Annotated in this window: 17 protein-coding genes and 1 pseudogene; 9 read left to right on the forward strand and 9 right to left on the reverse strand. The window is 71.7% G+C overall.

Annotated features, from left to right (window positions below):
• A pseudogene (locus tag ACH34R_RS32410) lies at window positions 1-430 on the reverse strand (histidine kinase); the annotation flags it as partial.
• 340 nt (window positions 431-770) lie between these two features.
• Here ACH34R_RS32410 and ACH34R_RS32415 point away from each other — a divergent pair.
• The 5 genes from ACH34R_RS32415 (at window position 771) to ACH34R_RS32435 (ending at window position 6,974) form a co-directional block, all read left to right on the forward strand.
• Window positions 771-860 carry a potassium-transporting ATPase subunit F gene (locus ACH34R_RS32415; RefSeq protein WP_111167677.1) on the forward strand — a complete coding sequence of 30 codons (90 nt, stop codon included), beginning with the start codon at window positions 771-773 and terminating at the stop codon, window positions 858-860.
• Window positions 860-2,521 carry a potassium-transporting ATPase subunit KdpA gene (gene kdpA / locus ACH34R_RS32420; RefSeq protein WP_397565370.1) on the forward strand — a complete coding sequence of 554 codons (1,662 nt, stop codon included), beginning with the start codon at window positions 860-862 and terminating at the stop codon, window positions 2,519-2,521. The genes ACH34R_RS32415 and kdpA overlap by 1 nt, the downstream gene beginning before the upstream one ends.
• Window positions 2,521-4,605 carry a potassium-transporting ATPase subunit KdpB gene (kdpB, locus tag ACH34R_RS32425; protein WP_397565371.1) on the forward strand — a complete coding sequence of 695 codons (2,085 nt, stop codon included), beginning with the start codon at window positions 2,521-2,523 and terminating at the stop codon, window positions 4,603-4,605. The genes kdpA and kdpB overlap by 1 nt, the downstream gene beginning before the upstream one ends.
• Window positions 4,606-4,608: 3 nt before the next feature.
• On the forward strand, window positions 4,609-5,463 hold the full coding sequence (locus ACH34R_RS32430; RefSeq protein ID WP_397565372.1) for a potassium-transporting ATPase subunit C: 855 nt from the start codon (window positions 4,609-4,611) through the stop codon (window positions 5,461-5,463).
• Window positions 5,464-5,537: 74 nt separating this feature from the next.
• Window positions 5,538-6,974 carry a pentapeptide repeat-containing protein gene (locus ACH34R_RS32435; protein WP_397565373.1) on the forward strand — a complete coding sequence of 479 codons (1,437 nt, stop codon included), beginning with the start codon at window positions 5,538-5,540 and terminating at the stop codon, window positions 6,972-6,974.
• A gap of 6 nt (window positions 6,975-6,980) precedes the next feature.
• Here the strand turns inward: ACH34R_RS32435 and ACH34R_RS32440 are convergent, their stop codons facing one another.
• The 3 genes from ACH34R_RS32440 to ACH34R_RS32450 are packed head-to-tail and all read right to left on the reverse strand — an operon-like array spanning window position 6,981 to window position 9,104.
• Window positions 6,981-7,766, reverse strand: coding sequence for an alpha/beta fold hydrolase (locus ACH34R_RS32440; protein WP_397565374.1), 786 nt, complete (start codon window positions 7,764-7,766; stop codon window positions 6,981-6,983).
• Window positions 7,763-8,509: an SRPBCC domain-containing protein gene (locus ACH34R_RS32445; protein WP_397565375.1), complete on the reverse strand. Its 747-nt coding sequence runs from the start codon at window positions 8,507-8,509 to the stop codon at window positions 7,763-7,765. The genes ACH34R_RS32440 and ACH34R_RS32445 overlap by 4 nt, the downstream gene beginning before the upstream one ends.
• Window position 8,510: 1 nt before the next feature.
• On the reverse strand, window positions 8,511-9,104 hold the full coding sequence (locus ACH34R_RS32450) for an ArsR/SmtB family transcription factor (protein WP_397565376.1): 594 nt from the start codon (window positions 9,102-9,104) through the stop codon (window positions 8,511-8,513).
• 132 nt (window positions 9,105-9,236) lie between these two features.
• On the opposite strand from ACH34R_RS32450, the gene ACH34R_RS32455 reads away from it, so the two are divergent.
• The gene (locus ACH34R_RS32455; RefSeq protein WP_397565377.1) at window positions 9,237-9,965 is read left to right on the forward strand and encodes an alpha/beta fold hydrolase; all 729 of its coding nucleotides are present in this window, start codon (window positions 9,237-9,239) and stop codon (window positions 9,963-9,965) included.
• Between the two features lie 22 nt (window positions 9,966-9,987).
• Here ACH34R_RS32455 and ACH34R_RS32460 read toward each other — a convergent pair whose 3' ends face one another.
• Both ACH34R_RS32460 and ACH34R_RS32465 read right to left on the reverse strand, forming a co-directional pair.
• The gene (locus ACH34R_RS32460) at window positions 9,988-11,238 is read right to left on the reverse strand and encodes a cytochrome P450 (protein WP_397565378.1); all 1,251 of its coding nucleotides are present in this window, start codon (window positions 11,236-11,238) and stop codon (window positions 9,988-9,990) included.
• 19 nt (window positions 11,239-11,257) lie between these two features.
• Entirely contained in the window at window positions 11,258-11,944 is a 687-nt protein-coding gene (locus tag ACH34R_RS32465; protein WP_397565379.1) for a TetR/AcrR family transcriptional regulator, read from the reverse strand.
• A gap of 125 nt (window positions 11,945-12,069) precedes the next feature.
• On the opposite strand from ACH34R_RS32465, the gene ACH34R_RS32470 reads away from it, so the two are divergent.
• Window positions 12,070-12,477, forward strand: coding sequence for a fluoride efflux transporter FluC (locus tag ACH34R_RS32470; RefSeq protein ID WP_397565380.1), 408 nt, complete (start codon window positions 12,070-12,072; stop codon window positions 12,475-12,477).
• Complete coding sequence (crcB, locus tag ACH34R_RS32475) at window positions 12,474-12,833, forward strand: fluoride efflux transporter CrcB (RefSeq protein ID WP_397565381.1); 360 nt, start codon at window positions 12,474-12,476, stop codon at window positions 12,831-12,833. The genes ACH34R_RS32470 and crcB overlap by 4 nt, the downstream gene beginning before the upstream one ends.
• Before the next feature lie 4 nt (window positions 12,834-12,837).
• On the opposite strand, the gene ACH34R_RS32480 is transcribed toward crcB, so the two are convergent.
• On the reverse strand, window positions 12,838-13,356 hold the full coding sequence (locus ACH34R_RS32480) for a GNAT family N-acetyltransferase (RefSeq protein ID WP_397565382.1): 519 nt from the start codon (window positions 13,354-13,356) through the stop codon (window positions 12,838-12,840).
• Between the two features lie 81 nt (window positions 13,357-13,437).
• On the opposite strand from ACH34R_RS32480, the gene ACH34R_RS32485 reads away from it, so the two are divergent.
• Entirely contained in the window at window positions 13,438-14,148 is a 711-nt protein-coding gene (locus tag ACH34R_RS32485; RefSeq protein ID WP_397565383.1) for a maleylpyruvate isomerase family mycothiol-dependent enzyme, read from the forward strand.
• Window positions 14,149-14,160: 12 nt separating this feature from the next.
• On the opposite strand, the gene ACH34R_RS32490 is transcribed toward ACH34R_RS32485, so the two are convergent.
• Together ACH34R_RS32490 and ACH34R_RS32495 are read right to left on the reverse strand one after the other, a co-directional pair.
• Window positions 14,161-15,237 carry a hypothetical protein gene (locus ACH34R_RS32490; RefSeq protein WP_397565384.1) on the reverse strand — a complete coding sequence of 359 codons (1,077 nt, stop codon included), beginning with the start codon at window positions 15,235-15,237 and terminating at the stop codon, window positions 14,161-14,163.
• A 41-nt stretch (window positions 15,238-15,278) separates the two neighbouring features.
• Window positions 15,279-16,742 carry a hypothetical protein gene (locus ACH34R_RS32495; RefSeq protein WP_397565385.1) on the reverse strand — a complete coding sequence of 488 codons (1,464 nt, stop codon included), beginning with the start codon at window positions 16,740-16,742 and terminating at the stop codon, window positions 15,279-15,281.
• Between the last annotated feature and the right edge of the window lie 276 nt (window positions 16,743-17,018).

Here is a 17,018-nt window from a genome sequence, read left to right on the forward strand (position 1 = left end):
CCCCCGTGATCCGCTCCACCACATCGTTGACCGACTCCAGATGCTGCACGTTCACCGTCGTGACCACATCGATCCCGGCCGCCACGATCTCCAGCACGTCCTGCCACCGCTTGGCATTACCCGAACCGGGAACGTTGGTGTGCGCCAGCTCATCCACCAGCACCACCCGCGGACGACGAGCCAGCACCGCCGCCACGTCCAACTCGGTGAACGACGCCCCCCGATGCACCACCGTGCGCCGCGGCAGGATCTCCAGCCCCTCCAACAGCGCCGCGGTCTGGGCCCGGCCATGGGTCTCCACCAGCCCGACGACCACATCCCGGCCCCGGGCCAGCGCCCGCCGCCCCTCGCACAACATCGCGTAGGTCTTGCCGACCCCGGGGGCCGCCCCGAGATACACCCGGAGCCGGCCCTGGGGCTCATCGATCATGGATTCCCGGTGGACTCGCATATAACCTAGAAAACGCATATAAAACGAAGACTGTAGGGTCCTTGACGCTTTCACTACGCCATGGCCGTCGACTTTGACGCCATCCTGACGCCCCGCCCAGGCCCCGTATGAGCGGCATCAATATTCACCGCGCAGCCGTATACAACCCATCAAGAACCCACAAAACCTGCTCAATCCCCTCTTTCATTCAATGAGCGCCGGTGAAGTTCTCCGGCGAACGCTGATTTCGAGGAGTGGGGATGGCCGACGTCATCTTCGTGGCCCTGACGGTCGCGGTGTTCGCGGTCCTGGGCCTTGTCGTACGGGCGGTGGAACGGCTGTGAGCGTCGTCAACGCCGCCGGACTCGCCGTGGTGGCGCTGCTGGTGATCTTCATGGTCGCCGCCCTGTTGTTCCCGGAGCGCTTCTGATGGGCACCGCGACCGCGGGCGCGCTGTTCATCGCGTCCCTGATCCTGGCCCTGGCCCTGGTCCACCGGCCACTCGGCGACCACATGTACCGCGTCTACACCACGACCCGGCATCTCGCCGCCGAACGCCTGATCTACCGGCTGCTCGGCGTCAACGCCGACGCCGAGCAGCGGTGGAGCGCGTACGCGCGCGGCGTGCTCGCCTTCTCCGTCATCTCCATCCTGTTCCTGTACGGCCTGCAACGCCTCCAGGACAAGCTCTTCCTGAGCCTCGGCATGGACCCGGTGCCCGACCATGTCGCCTGGAACACCGCCGTCAGCTTCGTGACGAACACCAACTGGCAGGCGTACTCCGGCGAGTCCACCATGGGCCACCTGACCCAGATGGCGGGCCTCGCCGTACAGAACTTCGTCTCGGCCGCGGTCGGCATGGCCGTGGCGATGGCACTGGTACGCGGGTTCGCCCGGAACCGCACCGACAACCTCGGCAACTTCTGGGTGGACCTGGTCCGCGGCACGGTCAGAATCCTGCTGCCGATCGCCTTCGTCGGCGCGCTCGTGCTGGTCGCGGGCGGATTGGTGCAGAACTTCGCGGCCCCGCAGGAGATCGCCACGCTGACCGGCGGCGCGCAGAGCGTGACCGGCGGCCCGGTGGCCTCCCAGGAGGTCATCAAGGAGCTGGGCACCAACGGCGGCGGCTTCTACAACGTCAACTCCGCCCACCCCTTCGAGAACGCCACGAGCTGGACGAACTGGTTCGAGATCTTCCTGATCCTGGTCATCCCGTTCTCGCTGCCGCGCACGTTCGGCCGGATGGTCGGCCAGAAGCGCCAGGGCAACGCCATCCTCGCGGTGATGGCCGTGCTCGCCCTGGCCAGCGTCACCCTCACCAACGTCTTCGAGCTGACCGGCAACGCGACGGTGCCGCAGGCCGTGGGCGCGGCGATGGAGGGCAAGGAGGTGCGGTTCGGGGTGGCGAACTCCGCGACCTTCGGCGCGGCGACCACGCTCACCTCGACCGGCGCGGTGGACTCCTTCCACGACTCCTACACCCCGCTCGGCGGCATGATGGTGATGTTCAACATGATGCTGGGCGAGGTCGCGCCCGGCGGCGTCGGCGCCGGCCTGTACGGCATGCTGGTGCTGGCGGTGATCACCGTCTTCGTGGCGGGGCTGATGGTCGGCCGCACGCCGGAGTACCTGGGCAAGCGGATCGGGGCCCGCGAGATCAAGCTGGCCTCGCTGTACTTCCTGGTCACTCCGATCCTGGTGCTGACCGGCACGGCCCTGGCGATGGGCAACGCGGACGGCCTGGCCGGGATGCTGAACACCGGCCCGCACGGGTTCTCCGAGGTCCTGTACGCCTTCACCAGCGCGTCCAACAACAACGGGTCGGCCTTCGGCGGCCTCACCGTGAACACGCCGTGGTACGACACGGCGCTCGGCCTGTGCATGGCGCTCGGCCGGTTCCTGCCGATCATCTTCGTGCTGGCCCTGGCCGGGTCGCTGGCCCGGCAGGCACCGGTGCCGGAGTCGGCGGGCACGCTGCCCACCCACCGGCCGCAGTTCGTCGGCATGGTCGTCGGCGTCACGATCATCCTGATCGCGCTGACCTTCCTGCCCGCGCTGGCGCTCGGGCCGCTCGCAGAAGGGCTTTCGTAATGAGCACGTCAGAGCGCAGGGTCGGGGGCGGGCTGCTGGACCCCAGGCAGTTGGTCCGCTCGCTGCCGGCCGCGCTTGCCAAGCTGAACCCCCGCACGCTGTGGCGCAATCCGGTGATGCTGATCGTGGAGATCGGCGCCGTGTTCACCACCGTGCTGGCGATACTCGACCCGACGTTCTTCGGCTGGGCGATCGTGGTCTGGCTGTGGCTGACCGTGGTGTTCGCCAACCTGGCCGAGGCGGTCGCGGAGGGCCGGGGCAAGGCCCAGGCGGCCACGCTGCGCGCGGCCAAACGGGACACCGTCGCCCGCAAGCTCGTCGGTGACGCCATCGAGACGGTCGGCGCGCCGGAACTGCGGCCCGGCGACCGCGTGGTGGTCGAGGCCGGCGAGATCATCCCCGGCGACGGCGACGTGGTGGAGGGCATCGCCTCGGTGGACGAATCGGCCATCACCGGCGAGTCGGCCCCGGTCATCCGGGAGTCGGGCGGTGACCGTTCGGCGGTGACCGGCGGCACCAAGGTGCTTTCCGACCGGATCGTCGTCGAGATCACCCAAAAGCCCGGCGAGAGCTTCATCGACCGGATGATCTCCCTGGTCGAGGGCGCGAACCGGCAGAAGACCCCCAACGAGATCGCGCTGAACATCCTGCTGGCCGCGCTCACGGTCATCTTCCTGGCCGCGACGGTGACCATGCAGCCGATGGCGATCTACGCCAAGGCCGCCAACCCCGGCATCCCCGACTCGCTCGCGCTGACCGGCGACGGCGTGACCGGGCTCGTACTGGCCTCGCTGCTGGTCTGCCTGATCCCGACCACCATCGGCGCGCTGCTGTCGGCGATCGGCATCGCCGGCATGGACCGGCTGGTGCAGCGCAACGTGCTGGCGATGTCCGGCCGCGCGGTGGAGGCCGCGGGTGACGTCAACACGCTGCTGCTGGACAAGACCGGCACGATCACGCTGGGCGACCGGCAGGCGGCGGAGTTCGTCCCGGTGGCGGAGGTGGGCGAGGAGGAACTGGCGCTGGCGGCGCAACTGTCCAGCCTGGCCGACGAGACGCCCGAGGGCCGGTCCATCGTCGTGTTCGCCAAGCGCGCGTACGGCCTGCGCGAACGCGAGCCGGGTGAACTGGCCACCGCCGGGTGGGTGCCGTTCACCGCCCAGACCCGGATGTCCGGCGTGAACATGGACGGCCGGCAGGTGCGCAAGGGCGCGGCCACCGCCGTGATGAAGTGGGTCCGCGACCACGGCGGCCACCCCACCGACCAGGTCGGCCACCTGGTGGACGGCATCTCCGCCTCCGGCGGCACCCCGCTGGTGGTCGGCGAGGTCGATGGGGACAGGGCAAGGGTGCTCGGCGTGATCCACCTCAAGGACGTGGTCAAGCCGGGCATGGCCGAACGGTTCGCCGAGATGCGCCGGATGGGCATCAGGACCGTGATGATCACCGGGGACAACCCGCTGACCGCCAAGGCCATCGCGGACGAGGCCGGAGTGGACGACTTCCTGGCCGAGGCCACCCCCGAGGACAAGCTCGCGCTGATCAAGAAGGAGCAGGAGGGCGGCCGGCTGGTCGCCATGACCGGGGACGGCACCAACGACGCCCCCGCCCTGGCGCAGTCCGACGTCGGGGTGGCCATGAACACCGGCACCTCGGCCGCCAAGGAGGCCGGGAACATGGTCGACCTGGACTCCAACCCGACCAAGCTCATCGAGATCGTCGAGATCGGCAAGCAGCTCCTGATCACCAGGGGCGCGCTGACCACGTTCTCCATCGCCAACGACGTCGCGAAGTACTTCGCGATCATCCCGGCGATGTTCGCCGCGGTCTATCCGGGCCTCGACACGCTCAACATCATGCGGCTGTCCAGCCCGCAGTCGGCGATCCTGTCCGCGGTGATCTTCAACGCGCTGATCATCATCGCGCTGATCCCGCTCGCCCTGCGCGGCGTGCGCTACCGCCCGGCCGGCGCCGCCAAGCTGCTGTCGCGCAACCTCTACCTGTACGGCCTGGGCGGGGTCGTCGCGCCGTTCATCGGCATCAAGCTGATCGACCTGATCATTCAGTTCTTTCCGGGGATGTGAATCATGCAACGACTACCGGCGTGGATTCGCGGGCACCTCGCGGCACTGCGCGCGCTGCTCGTGCTCACGGTGCTGCTCGGCGCGGCCTACCCGCTGGTCGTGACGGGGGTGGCCCAGGCGGTGTTCAACGGCAAGGCCAACGGCTCGCTGATCGAGAAGGACGGTAAGGCGGTGGGCAGCGCGCTCATCGGGCAGCGCTTCACCGACGCGGAGGGAAACCCGATCGGGAAGTACTTCCAGAGCCGTCCGTCGGCGGCGGGCGACGGCTATGACCCCACGTCCACCAGCGCGAGCAACCTCGGCCCCGAGGACGTCCTGGACACCCTGCCCACATCGGGCGAGGAGGGACGTCAGTCGCTGCTCACCCAGGTCTGCGCGCGCTCCAAGGCGGCGGGCGAGCTGGAGGGCGTCTCCGGCGGGCGGCCGTACTGCACCGGCGACGGGGTGGGGGCGGTGCTCAAGGTCTTCCCGGCCGTGGGCACGCCCACCCGGGTGGTCAGCGTCAACCAGGCGTGCCCGGCGGTGCCGTTCGTGGCCGCCTACCAGGGGGTCAGGGTCGAATGCGGCAAGCCGGGCGAGGACTACGCGGCCGGGCGCACGGTACCGGTCAGGGGGAGCGCGACCGCCGTGCTGCCCGCCGACGCGGTGACCGCGAGCGGGTCGGGCCTGGACCCGCACATCTCGCTCGCCTACGCCGAGCTTCAGGCCCCGCGCGTGGCCAGGGAGCGCGGCCTGGCGCTGCCCCGGGTACGCGAGCTGATCGGCGAGCACACCACGGGCCGGGCGCTGGGATTCATGGGCGAGCCCGCCGTCAACGTGCTGGAGCTGAACCTGGCACTTGACGGGACCACCGGGTGACCGGTGGGTGGAGGAATCGCATTCCATCCTCACGGACGGTTCTCCCCAGACGACATACCGTGTATGACCGATGTATGCGACCTTGGGATGTCGGATGGGCGGCCTGTTCCGCGTGCACGGGGGCCGCCCACCCGGAGTACGGCCGGTGTCTGGCCCACCTCACGCCCGAAGAGATCGACGCCGTGCTGACCGCGACACCGCCCGGCACGGCCGGGCGGGCCCGCGGCCGGCCCGCCCCGGCGATCGACCTGCGCGGTGTACGCGTTCCGGCCAGGCTCCTGGAACACATCCTGGGAGTGACCGGCGGGCGGCTGGGCCGGGCCCGGTTCGATCACGCCGTCTTCGACGGCGACGCCCGGTTCGGCGCCACCGTGTTCGAGGGCGACGCCTCGTTCGACCACGCCTGTTTCCACGGCCTGGCCTCCTTCTACGACGCGCACTTCGCCACGAACGTCTGTTTCCGGGACGCCCACTTCGCCGGGCACCTGTCGTTCTCCGAGGCCAGGGTCAGCGGGTACGCGGTGTTCGACGAGGCCACGACGGGCGGCGACGCCGTGTTCGACTCGGCCAGGTTCGGCAAGGACGCGTCGTTCCACGGCAGCGTGTTCTTCGGGCCCGCGAGCTTCGACGGGGCGCGGTTCGCGGGCAACGCCGGCTTTCGCACCGCCCGCTTCCGGCGGGTGGTCTCCTTCCGCCGGACGGTGTTCGGGGGGCAGGCGTCCTTCGCGGGGGCCTGCTTCTCCGCCGCCGCCTACCTGGCGCCCAGCACGGTGGGCGGCGGCCTCTCGCTGGCCGGAGCCGGCGCGAGCGCCGGGCTCGCGCTCACCGCCGCCGGTTGCTCGGTGGATCTGCGCAGGTTACGCGTCTCGGGCGGCCCGCTCACCGTACGACTGCGCGAGGCGCAGGCCGACCTTGAGGGCGCGACCCTCGCCGACGCGGCCACGCTCGTCGGCAGGGGCCCGGTCCGGCTGGTGTCGCTGCGCGAGGTGGCCGCGGGCACCGGCCTCGCGCTGTCGGGGGTCGATCTCAGCGGGTGCAGCTTCACCGGGCTGCGCCATCCGGAGCGGCTGCGGTTGTCCGGCTGCGTGTTCGCCGCCCCGCCGCGAGGTGTGCGCCTGGCCCTGACCTGGCCCCCGCTGCGCTGGTGGCGGCGGCGCAGCGTACTGGCCGACGAGCGGGCCTGGCGCGGCTGGCCGGAGGCCGAGGGCGACGGCCCGCCGACGGCGACGCAACTGGAAGCGCTCTACTCCCGGTTGCGCGCCGGGGTGGACGACCGGCACACGGCCACCGACTTCGCGTTCGGCGCGATGGAGATGCGCCGCCTGGCGCGCACCGGGCCCGGCCGCTGGCTGCTCTGCGCCTACTGGCTGATCAGCGGGTACGGCCTGCGCCTCGGGCGCGCGGCGGGGTGGGTCGCGCTGGCCGTGCTGATCACCGCCGCCGGGATGCTCTGGACCTCGGCGGGCACCATGGCCCACCGCCCGCTGCCCATCGTCCAGGAGCCCCACTGACCCCGCTCAGGAGGTGACGAACTCCACGATCGCCGGGGCGATCGCCTCGGGCGCCACCTCGTGCGACTGCCCGGCCAGCTCGGCGTGGCGGCCGTCGGGCAGCGTCTCGGCGATGTGCCGGGCCGCCGCCACGATCGGGGGCACGCCCAGCTCGCCGCTCATGACCAGGGCGGGCACCTTGATCGGCGCGCCCCGCTCGGCGTCGAACCGGCCGTTGCCCAGCACGGCGGTGTCGTAGGGCAGGGTGTGCGCGACGGCTTCGAGCGCCGGCCACACCGGCGCGGCCCGCATCCCCGCGACGGCCTCGGCGGGCACGCCCGCCATGTCGGTCATGAAGTAGGCCACCGCGTCTCCCCTGCGGCCCGCCGTGACCAGCTCCTGGAGCCTGGCCAGGTGCTCGGGAGGCGTGCGGTCGCCCTCCTGGGTGGTCAGCGGCGCCTCGTAGGCGATGACCCGCTCCACCCCGGGCAGCCTGCCCGCCGCGTCGAGCGCCAGCACCGCGCCGGAGGACAGGCCGGCCAGCGTCGCCGACCCGCCGGCCGCACCGATCAGGGCCTCGATGTCCTCGATCTCCCGCTCGACGGCGTAGGGCACGGTGTCGCCGCTCTCGCCGCGCCCGCGCCGGTCGTAGTTGAACACCGTCAGGTGCTCGGCCAGCAGCGCGGCGATGCCGCTCATCGGGCCGAAGGAACGGTGGCACAGCGCCCCGTCCACCAGGATCACCGCGGGGCCCTCGCCCGCCCGGTCGTAGCGGATCCGGGTGCCGTCCTTGGACGTAACGTACATGCTCATCCTCTTTCCAATCCGGTCAGCCAGGACTCCCATGCGCCCTGGGTCGTTTGCTCATCGATGCGGGTGAAGATGTGGTGGGCGGCGACCATCGGGCCGTGGAGCCCGCGCAGGAAGCGGTAGATGGCGTCGTCCGTGCGGATGCCCAGGGTGTGCTCGTTGACGAAGTAGACGACGCCGTCGATGGGCGCGAGGCCGCCGGGGGTGAACCGCACGGTCTGCCCGGGTTTCACGTCGTCACCGAGGCCGAGCCGGCCGCGCAGGGCGGCCCAGGTGCGACCCCAGTCGGCCACGATCGGGCCGAAGGCGGTGACGGGTGTCGCGGTACGGCCGGCGAAGTGCTCCACGTAGGCCCGCAGGGTGGCGAAGAACAGCGCGCCGCCCTTGGTCATCGCGTCGTACTCGGTCTCCCAGTCGTCACCGGGCAGGAACCCGCTGGTGACCAGGCGCAGCACGGTGCTCCCGCCGCCGCGCCCCTCGATCAGGAACTCGTAAGCCATGAACCGCCCGTCGGGGGCCGGCTCCGACCCGTAGGCGAGCCGGTGCGGCGGATCCCAGCCGGTGATCAGCGACTCGCCCCGGTAAGCCCCGAACAAGGTGCGGACCGTGCCGCCGGGCCCCGGCTCGACGTGGTTGGTGCCCATGAACCAGGAGTCGGCCCCCGGCCCGGTCGCGATGGCCGCCCAGATCTGCTCCGGGGTCGCGTCGACCTCGGCCTCCGTCTCGCCCTCGAACGCGTGTCCCATGTCACTCCCCCTGAGGTGCCCGGATCGCGGGATGGACGGCGACGATCACTCGGTGCGCCCGCCCGCCCGCCGCGGACTCGTCGTGGTATTTGGCGACCAGCCCGGTCACCGCCGTGGCCAGCTCGTCGGCGAACGCCGCGCGCCGCTCCGCGGAGGCGAACCGCACCTCCCCGTCGAGCGCGAACGTGGCCACCCGCCGCTGTGCCCGGGCCGCGCCCGTGATCAGCATGCCGACCTCGCGCACCAGCCGGGTGGCGATGGCCAGCAGCCAGCGCGCGGACAGCCGGTCGGGGGCCCGGTCGGGGTCGGGCTGGACCGCCCCGAGCACCGCGGGCGAGATCACGTACGACGCCGCGGTCGCCCGCATCACCCTCTCGGTTACATTTCCCTTCCTGCGCTCCTCGATCAGCTCGATCAACCCGTGCCGCTCCAGTGCGCGCAGGTGATAGTTGATCTTCTGCCGGGGCAGGCCCACCCGCCCGGCGAGCATCGTCGCCGACGCGGGAACGGCCAGCTCAGCAAGCAATCTGGCGCGCACGGGGTCGAGTGAGACCTCTGCCGCGGCCGGATCGTCGATCACCGCCACTTCGAACATGGCTTCACTCTCTCACCGACAATGAGAGTTGTCAAGAAAAATAATGTTGTCGGTGATGTCCGCGTCTTGGCCGGGTTCTGACAGCGAATGTCGCCACGATGGTGGAAAGTCATGCAAAGAGCGGGGGCTCCGATGCGGACGGACATGCACGACCACGTCGTCACGGCCGGCGGTGCCGTTGTCACCTACGAGGTCCGCGGCGACGGCCCGGGCCTGGTGCTGGTGCCCGGCGGCACCAGGGCGGGGCGGCATTACCACGCCATGGCGGGCCAGCTCGCGGAAGAGTTCACCGTCCATGTGGCCGATCGCCGCGGCGCTGCTGCTGGACGAGGGCCCGGTGGGCGCCTTGATGAACGCCCGGTCGCGGAAGCGTGCGGCCGGGGGTTCTGCGGGGAGGGCATGGGGCACACGCTGGAAGACGACTGCGCCGACCTCGGCGCGCTCATCGCCGAGACCGGTGCGGACCTGCTGTTCGGCCACGGCTACGGCGGAATGGTGGCGCTGGAGACGGCGCTGCGCCACCCGGTGCGCGGGCTCGTGCTGTACGAGCCCGCGGCCGGGCCGGGCCCCCGCGTCACGGCGGGACGGCCGCGCGGCTTCGGGCGGGCGTACACGCTGAGCCGGCACGCCGAGGCGCTCGTGCGGTCATCGATCGAGCGCTACCGGGGGATCAAAGCGCCGATGCTGCTGCTCACCGGCGAGCGCAGCCCCGCCCATCTGCGCCGGGCGGCGGAGCTGCTGCGCGCGGCCGTACCTGGGTCCTGCCTGACGGCCTTCCCCGGCGTCGGGCACAACGCCCCCGACCAGGAGGACCCGGTACGCGTCGCGAGAGCGCTGGCGGCGTTCCTGCGCTCGGTGTGAACATGCCTGCCTGACCTGCCGGTCAGGCCACCGGCTCCCAGGTGACCGGGAGCCGGTGCACGCCGTAGATGAGCATGTCGGTGCGCATCGGCACCTCCTCCGGCGGCACGGCGAGCCGCAGGCCGGGGAACCGCTCGAACAACGCGGGCAGCGCGATCTGCATCTCCACCCGCGCGAGCTGCTGGCCGAGGCACTGGTGGATCCCGTGCCCGAAGGCCACGTGCCCGCCCACCGGCCGCCCGAAGTCGAGCCGGTCGGGGTCGGGGAACTGCTCGGGGTCGCGGTTGGCCGCCGGGATGGACACCGTGACCGACTGCCCGGCCTTGATCTCCTGCCCGCCCAGCACGACGTCTTCCATGGCGACCCTGACCGTCCCCGGGATGACGCTCAGGTAGCGCAGCAGCTCCTCCACGATCGGGTCGGCGTGGCCCAGCTCGGTGATGCCGGGACCGTCGCGCAGCACGGCGAGCTGGTCGGGGTGGCGCAGCAGCGCGAAGACGCCGAGCGCGATCATGTTGGCGGTGGTCTCGAACCCGGCGGCCAGCAGGACGCCGCCGACGTTGATCAGCTCCTCGTCGGTCAGCCCGCCGTCGCCGTTGACCAGGTCGCTGAGCAGGTCGTCGGCGGGCTCGGCGCGCTTGGCCGCGACCAGCTCGGCCATGTGCTCCTGGACCGCGACGAAGGCGGCGATGGTCTCCTCACGGGAGGTGCCCATCCGCATCAGCACCTCGGTGTCGTGCTGGAAGCGGTCGCGATCCTCGTACGGCACGCCCAGCAGCTCACAGATCACCAATGACGGGATGGGCAGCGCGTACTGCTCCACCAGGTCCACCACCGGGCCCTGCCGCTCCATGGCGTCGAGCCGGCCGGCGGTGATCTCCCTGACGTTGTCGGCCAGCAGGCGCATCCGCCGCACGGTGAACTGGCCGGCCAGCAGACGGCGGTAGCGGGTGTGCTGCGGAGGGTCCATCTGGGAAAAGACACCGGGCGGCGCGGGCCGCCGTACGCTCCCCCCGGCCCCCGCCCTGGGCAGCGGCGAGTGCACCAGGTCGGCCCGCGCGCCGAACCGGGCGTCGGCCAGCACCTGACGGGTCAGGACGTGCTCGGTCACCAGCCAGCCGATGTGCCCGTCGGGGTAGAGCATCGGGCTGACCGGGTCCTCCTCGCGGAGCGTGGCCAGCTCGCTGGGCGGGTCGAACGGGCACCCGGCGGGGCGCTCGGTGGGCAGCGGCCGGGCGGGCCGCTCTTGGACAGGGTCTGACGATTGCCGCATGACGTTTCCTTTCGCCTGATCAGGCTGGAACCTCGGGGTCCGCTCTGGCGGCGGACCGCCGCTGGGCCGCGAGCCGGTCGTATCCCGCCCGCGCCTCGGCGGCGTAATCTTCGGGAAGCAGGGGGGTGGCGTGGATCTCCAGGGCCGCCATGCTCATCCGCAGGTGCCCGTCGGGGGCGAGCACGTCCGCGCCCAGCGCCCGAGAAACCTGCTCGTGCATGACGAGCGGCCCGAACTGCATGGCGACCAGCATCGCGGCGAAGGCCCTGACGTCGGCGACGCCGGACACGTTGTCGCGCACCCACTCCTCCGCCAGGCCGACCATGTGGTCGAACATCGCCGCCGCCGCTGCCGAGCCGTCGAGCATGGAGTGGCTGAAGTAGCGCTGGAGCAGCAGCACGGTCGGGTGGACCGAGGGCAGGAACCCGGGGTCGGCCTGGCGGCCTTCCCGCAGCGCCTCCTTCTTGACCCGCAGGAGTTGTTCGAGCGCGTAGGCGTCACAGGCGTCGCGCAACCCCTCCTTGGACCCGAAGTGGTGCCGGACCAGCCCCAGTGACACGCTCGCCTCACGGGCGATGTCCCTGATCGTGGCCTTGTCGATGCCCCGGTCGGCGAACAGGCGCAGTGCCGCGTCCCTGATCCGCGCCCGGGCCGTCAAATCCGAAAGCGCCGGGTCTCCGATCGGGTCGGCCATCTGCTCCTCCATCGCCGGATGCTGTTCACCTGAATCACACACTATACGCATGAACAGTGTTGGACGGCCGCTTGGGCGAACTTCGTCGAGTCGGTCTCCACCCCCGCCGCTTGACGGCCGGGCTAGGGTCGCGAGATATGACCGGCCGAAAAGGCGAGGCCGCCACGCTGGCCGCGGTGGCCGCGGGCGGGGCGGCGGGGGCCGTGGCGAGATACGCGCTCACCGAGGCGTTCCCGCACCCGCCAGGGGCGTTCGCGTGGGCGACGTTCGGGATCAACGTGTGCGGGTGCCTGCTGATCGGGGTGCTGATGGTCCTGATCACCGAGGTACGACGGGCCCACCCGCTGGTCCGGCCGTTCCTCGGGGTGGGAGTGCTCGGCGGGTTCACCACGTTCTCCACCTACATCGCCGACGTACGGGAGGCGCTGGCGGCCGGGCACCCGCTGACCGCCGCCGCCTACCTGGCGGGCACGCTCGTGGCCGCGCTGGCGGCCGTGACTGCGGGCGTGCTGCTCACCCGCGCGCTGTTCCGGCGGCGGTCGTGAGCTACCTGCTGGTGGCGCTGGGCGCGGCGGTGGGCGCGCCGCTGCGGTACCTGGCCGACCGGGTGATCCGCGCCCGCACCGGAGCGGACTTCCCGTGGGGGACGTTCGCCGTCAACGTCGCCGGTTCGGCGCTGCTCGGCTTCCTGGCCGCGCTTCCGGCGGACGGCGCGCTGATGGCGCTGTTCGGGGCCGGGTTCTGCGGGGCGCTGACGACCTACTCCACGTTCGGGTACGAGACGGTGCGGCTGGTCACGGAGGGGTGGCGGGCGCGGGCCGCGCTGAACGCGGCCGGCAGCGTCGCCGCCGGGCTCACCGCCGCGTACGGCGGAGCGCTGCTCGCCACCTGGCCGGGGTAGCCGATCAGGGGACCGCCGGGAGGTCGCGGCGCATGCACACCCGCGGCCAGCGGTCCAGGCCGTGCGCCGCCTCCCTGGCCCGGATCTCGCGCAGGCCCGGGGTCAGCTCGGACTCGGCCAGCCGGCGAAACCCGCACCGCTCGTAGTAGGGCGCGTTCCACGGCACGCCGGCGAACGTGGTCAGGGTCAGCGCGGGCATCCCCCGCGCCGCCGCCCAGCCCGCGACGTGCTCGATCAGCGCCCGGCCCACCCCGCGCCGGGCCGCCCGCGGATGCACCGACACCTGCTCGACGTGGGCGTTGCCGTCCACCAGGTCGGCCAGCAGGTAGGCGTCCACCTCGCCGGACCCGCCGAGCGCGACCCACGCCCGCCCCGCCCGCCGGTAGTCCTCCAGCACCGGAAGCGGCGGCGGCTCGTCGTCGGCGATCTCCGGCATGCCGAAGTCGCGGAAGACACGCCCGGCGGCGCGCTCGATCTCGCGCAGCGCGGGCAGTTCCTCCGGCTCGGCTTCTCTGATTCGCACCCGGCCGATTCTGCTCACCCGCGGCGGCCCCGGCAATCCGGCCGCCGTGTCGGGGCACGCCCACCGGGTAGCGTGACGGGCATGACGATCGACGACGCGGCCGTGTCCGACCTCGACCCGTTCGGCATCTACGACGCCGAGGCCGAACGGCTCGACCGGTTCTTCACCGGGCTGGGCGAGCGCGAGCGCGACCGCCCTTCGCGGGCGGCCGGCTGGTCGGTCCGCGACGTGCTCGCCCATCTCGCCGGCGAGGAGCTGTACAACCACGCCTGCCTGGACGACGACCTGGCCGGCCTCACCGACACGCTGGCCCAGGAGGGCGTGTCGGGGCTCGGCGGGTTCAACGACTGGTGCGTACGGCAGCGCCGCGACCAGCCGTACGAGGATGTGCTGGCCGAGTGGCGGCAGAAGAACGCCGAGACCCGCCGCCGGATGCGCGAGCTGGGCCGGAACGCCACCCTCCAGACGCTCGCCGGGCCGTACCCGGTGGGCGCGCAGACCTTCCACTACTGCTCGGAGCTGGCCACGCACGCCGACGACGTGGGCGCGCCGGTCACCGCCGAGGAGGCCGGCGAGCGTACCGCCTGGCGGGTCAAGGTCGCGCTGTTCGTGCTGGCCGAGCAGCACGCCAAGGCCCAGGTCGAGCCGAGCGCCGAGCAGATCTGGGTCCACGCCGACGGGGCCGAGGCCCAGCTCTCCCCGCCGGAGTTCGTCGAGGCGACCGTGGGGCGGCTGCCCGCCGGCCACCCGCTCGACCCCAGGATCAGATCCGCGCTGCGCTGCCTCGCGTGAGCGTGCAGGGGTTCAGCGGTCGCCCCTGGCGATCACGACCGTGGACACCGACAGCAGCGCGGCGCCCATGATGGCGAACAGCACCCGCACGTACATCGGGAAGCCGGTGCCCAGGATGGCCGGCAGCGCGACCAGGAAGGCCCCGGCCGCGCTGAAGGTGACCCGGGTCAGCATGCGCGTCCGCGACCTGCGGACCAGCACCGGAAACCCGGCGTTGACCTCCGGCACGTCGGGCCGCTCCTGGGAGAACCCGACGCTCACCCGGGCGAGCGCGTCGAAGGTCGTGATCACCGGCTGGAGCCAGAACTCCACCGAGTCATAGCCCAGCTCCACGTCGTAGGAGTCATCGGAGGAGATCTTCAGGAAGGTGCCGTCGGTGGCGCAGGACAGCACCTTCTCCCCCTCGTCGGAGTAGCTCTGGGTGAAGAAGCTGACCCGCAGCTTGGCGGCCTGCCGGTCGGACAGGGTGAGCCTGCCCTGCTCGTCGAACGGCACCGGCCCGCCGCGGTCCAGGACGGGCTCGTCGATGCGGATGAAGTAGGAGTCGCGAAACGTCGGATGCCTGGCCAGCCGCCTGGCCACGCCCAGCCAGTGCTGCGGGTCGTCCCGGGTCTCCTCGCCGGGCCGCCGTTGCGGTTCGTCGCGGATGTGCAGGTCGGGGAAACGGCCGGTGGCCGGGTAGTACCGGTCGTCGTTGACCTCGATCAGCCGGTCGAGGTAGCGGCGCCCTTCGGTCCGGATGTCGTCCTCGGTGAGCGGGTAGTCGTCGAGGTCGGTGTACTCGGCCATGCGCAGCCGGAAGACGACCATGTCGGCGGCGCACTCGGCGTCGGCGACGGACGCGAACCGCACCGGCACCAGGAACGGCGCCGCCGTCTCCACGTCGGCGACGTAGGCCACGACCGCCCTGCGGCCGATCACTGACATGTTGGCGATGGACGCCTGCAAGGAGGGCACAACGTACTTGGACTCGTACCTGAACTGGATGACCGCTCCCCTGGGCAGCGCCAGCGCGGCGAGGATGTCCTCCGCGTAGCGCCGCCTGGCGTCGGACGACAGGAAGAGAACGGACGGTCGAGGGCCTGGCATGACCTTGTGTCCCCCGCTTGTGCCTGTGGTGGGTGTGCGGATCAGGCGGTCGCCGGTCTGTCGTGATCCCGCCTCCCGGTGTCCGCCGGGTGACCGGTGCCGTGCCGGTCGACCAGGTCGCTCAGCGTCAGAAATCGGCGCCACACGCGATTGGCCGGTAATTCGTCCAGCCGCTGCCGGAACAGTGGCGTGTAGCGGATGCCCTGGACGATGAGGTCCGAGTAGCGCGCGAAGACGACCGGCTTCGGCGAGTCGGCCTCCTGGTCGGCGGTGAGGTCGATGATCACCCGGCGTGAGTCGCGCGGGTCGCCGACCTCGATCCAGCAGTGGTGCGGCACGTCGGGCTGGGCGCCGGTGGTGAAGGTGACGCTGCCGACGCAGTAGAGCGGGACCATCCCGTGGTCGGCGTGCAGCCGGCGGGCCAGCCACACCGAGGCCACGCCGCACTGGCCACGGCCGCTGCCCTGCGGCCCGCCGTCGCCGACGTAGCGCGGCGCGGCGGTCTGGGTGGACCAGGCGTCCTGGAGCAGGTCGCGGTATCCGGTCAGGCGGCGCAGCCAGGCCGGGTCGCCCGGATCGGGCTCGCAGAACCGGGCCGGCTCCCTGCGTTCGTACGTCTCGCGCGGGACCGTCCGCAGCGGCCGGACCGTGACGGCCAGCCGCCGCCTGGCCGTACGGGTGACGCCGCGGGCCATGAGGATGTTGTCGGGCGTGGTGAGCCGCTGCGGGGTCGCGGCGGTGGCGCTGCGCCGGGTGTGGAAGAAGCCCGCGGCGTCGTAGGAGTAGGTGACCGGGCAGGAGGCGAACGCGGTGAACCCGGCGGCGCGGAACGACGCGCCGTTGAATCCGAGCATCGGGTTGAACGCGGTCACGATGAGGTCGGCCACGCCGCGCGCCTTGATCTCGCGTACGGCCCGGCCGATGGTCAGGCTCATCAGGTTGCCCGGGACGCCGGGCAGCCCGTGAACCCGGGTCAGCACCAGCACCCGGCCCGGCCGCGCCGGGACGCCGAGCGCGTTCAGCACGTCGAGCATGTAGCGCCGGTCGCACGGCGAGAAGGCCAGGTAGGTCAGCGGCATCCGGGCGCCCCGCAGGAACAGCCCGAACTGCATGATCGTGTCGGCCCGCTCGCAGCGCAGGTAGTGCAGCCGGGCCTGCACCCGGTGGCCCGCCCAGGGATCGACCGCCCCGAACCGCAACCGCCCGACCGACCCGTCGGCCCGGAGCAGGGTGAGATCCCTGCGCACCTTCTCCACCCCCAGCAGCAGCGAGGTGTGCGCGTCGAAGGCGGCGTCCTCCAGGCCGACCCGGATCTCGGCGGCCCGGACGAGCGCCTGGGTGCGCACCGCGGCGTACGCCCGGCCGGCCGGCCCGGTGGTGATCGCCGCCCGGCTGAGCGCGGGCAGGTGCAGCCGCACCTGCAACTCCAACGTCCGCGGATCGACCCCCACGATCGCCGCGTCGGCCGCGATCCGGGGGGTCACGGCGCGCACGAACGCCTCCACGTCCGCATCCTGGAGAGCCTCATGCGGGCGAGTGTCAGGGACGGCGGGGCGCAGGCCGCCCCGCGGCGCTCGCCCGACTGCGGGAGGCACCGCCGGCTCATCGACATGACCCGAGTGCATGATCGTGTATATCCGACCCTCCCCGTGCGCGTATTACATTGAATCGACCCCCATTGTAAATCGGCCACCCTTCATTCGACAGGCAAGGAACGTAAATTCGCGCGCTCCGCCACATAAGGCGGGTATCCCTTATCGCCTTATGCCCTCATATCGCAA

The sequence above is a fragment of the Spongiactinospora sp. 9N601 genome (genome assembly GCF_044326295.1).
In the GTDB taxonomy this organism is placed as follows: domain Bacteria; phylum Actinomycetota; class Actinomycetes; order Streptosporangiales; family Streptosporangiaceae; genus Spongiactinospora; species Spongiactinospora gelatinilytica.

Bases quoted from the DNA above. Each gene is read 5' to 3' on its own strand.
- kdpA (WP_397565370.1), top strand. From the start codon at position 860: ATGGGCACCGCGACCGCGGGCGCGCTGTTCATCGCGTCCCTGATCCTG.
- kdpB (WP_397565371.1), top strand. From the start codon at position 2,521: ATGAGCACGTCAGAGCGCAGGGTCGGGGGCGGGCTGCTGGACCCCAGG.
- ACH34R_RS32430 (WP_397565372.1), top strand. From the start codon at position 4,609: ATGCAACGACTACCGGCGTGGATTCGCGGGCACCTCGCGGCACTGCGC.
- ACH34R_RS32435 (WP_397565373.1), top strand. From the start codon at position 5,538: ATGCGACCTTGGGATGTCGGATGGGCGGCCTGTTCCGCGTGCACGGGG.
- ACH34R_RS32440 (WP_397565374.1), bottom strand. From the start codon at position 7,766: ATGAGCATGTACGTTACGTCCAAGGACGGCACCCGGATCCGCTACGAC.
- ACH34R_RS32445 (WP_397565375.1), bottom strand. From the start codon at position 8,509: ATGGGACACGCGTTCGAGGGCGAGACGGAGGCCGAGGTCGACGCGACC.
- ACH34R_RS32450 (WP_397565376.1), bottom strand. From the start codon at position 9,104: ATGTTCGAAGTGGCGGTGATCGACGATCCGGCCGCGGCAGAGGTCTCA.
- ACH34R_RS32455 (WP_397565377.1), top strand. From the start codon at position 9,237: ATGCGGACGGACATGCACGACCACGTCGTCACGGCCGGCGGTGCCGTT.
- ACH34R_RS32460 (WP_397565378.1), bottom strand. From the start codon at position 11,238: ATGCGGCAATCGTCAGACCCTGTCCAAGAGCGGCCCGCCCGGCCGCTG.
- ACH34R_RS32465 (WP_397565379.1), bottom strand. From the start codon at position 11,944: ATGGAGGAGCAGATGGCCGACCCGATCGGAGACCCGGCGCTTTCGGAT.
- ACH34R_RS32470 (WP_397565380.1), top strand. From the start codon at position 12,070: ATGACCGGCCGAAAAGGCGAGGCCGCCACGCTGGCCGCGGTGGCCGCG.
- ACH34R_RS32485 (WP_397565383.1), top strand. From the start codon at position 13,438: ATGACGATCGACGACGCGGCCGTGTCCGACCTCGACCCGTTCGGCATC.
- ACH34R_RS32490 (WP_397565384.1), bottom strand. From the start codon at position 15,237: ATGCCAGGCCCTCGACCGTCCGTTCTCTTCCTGTCGTCCGACGCCAGG.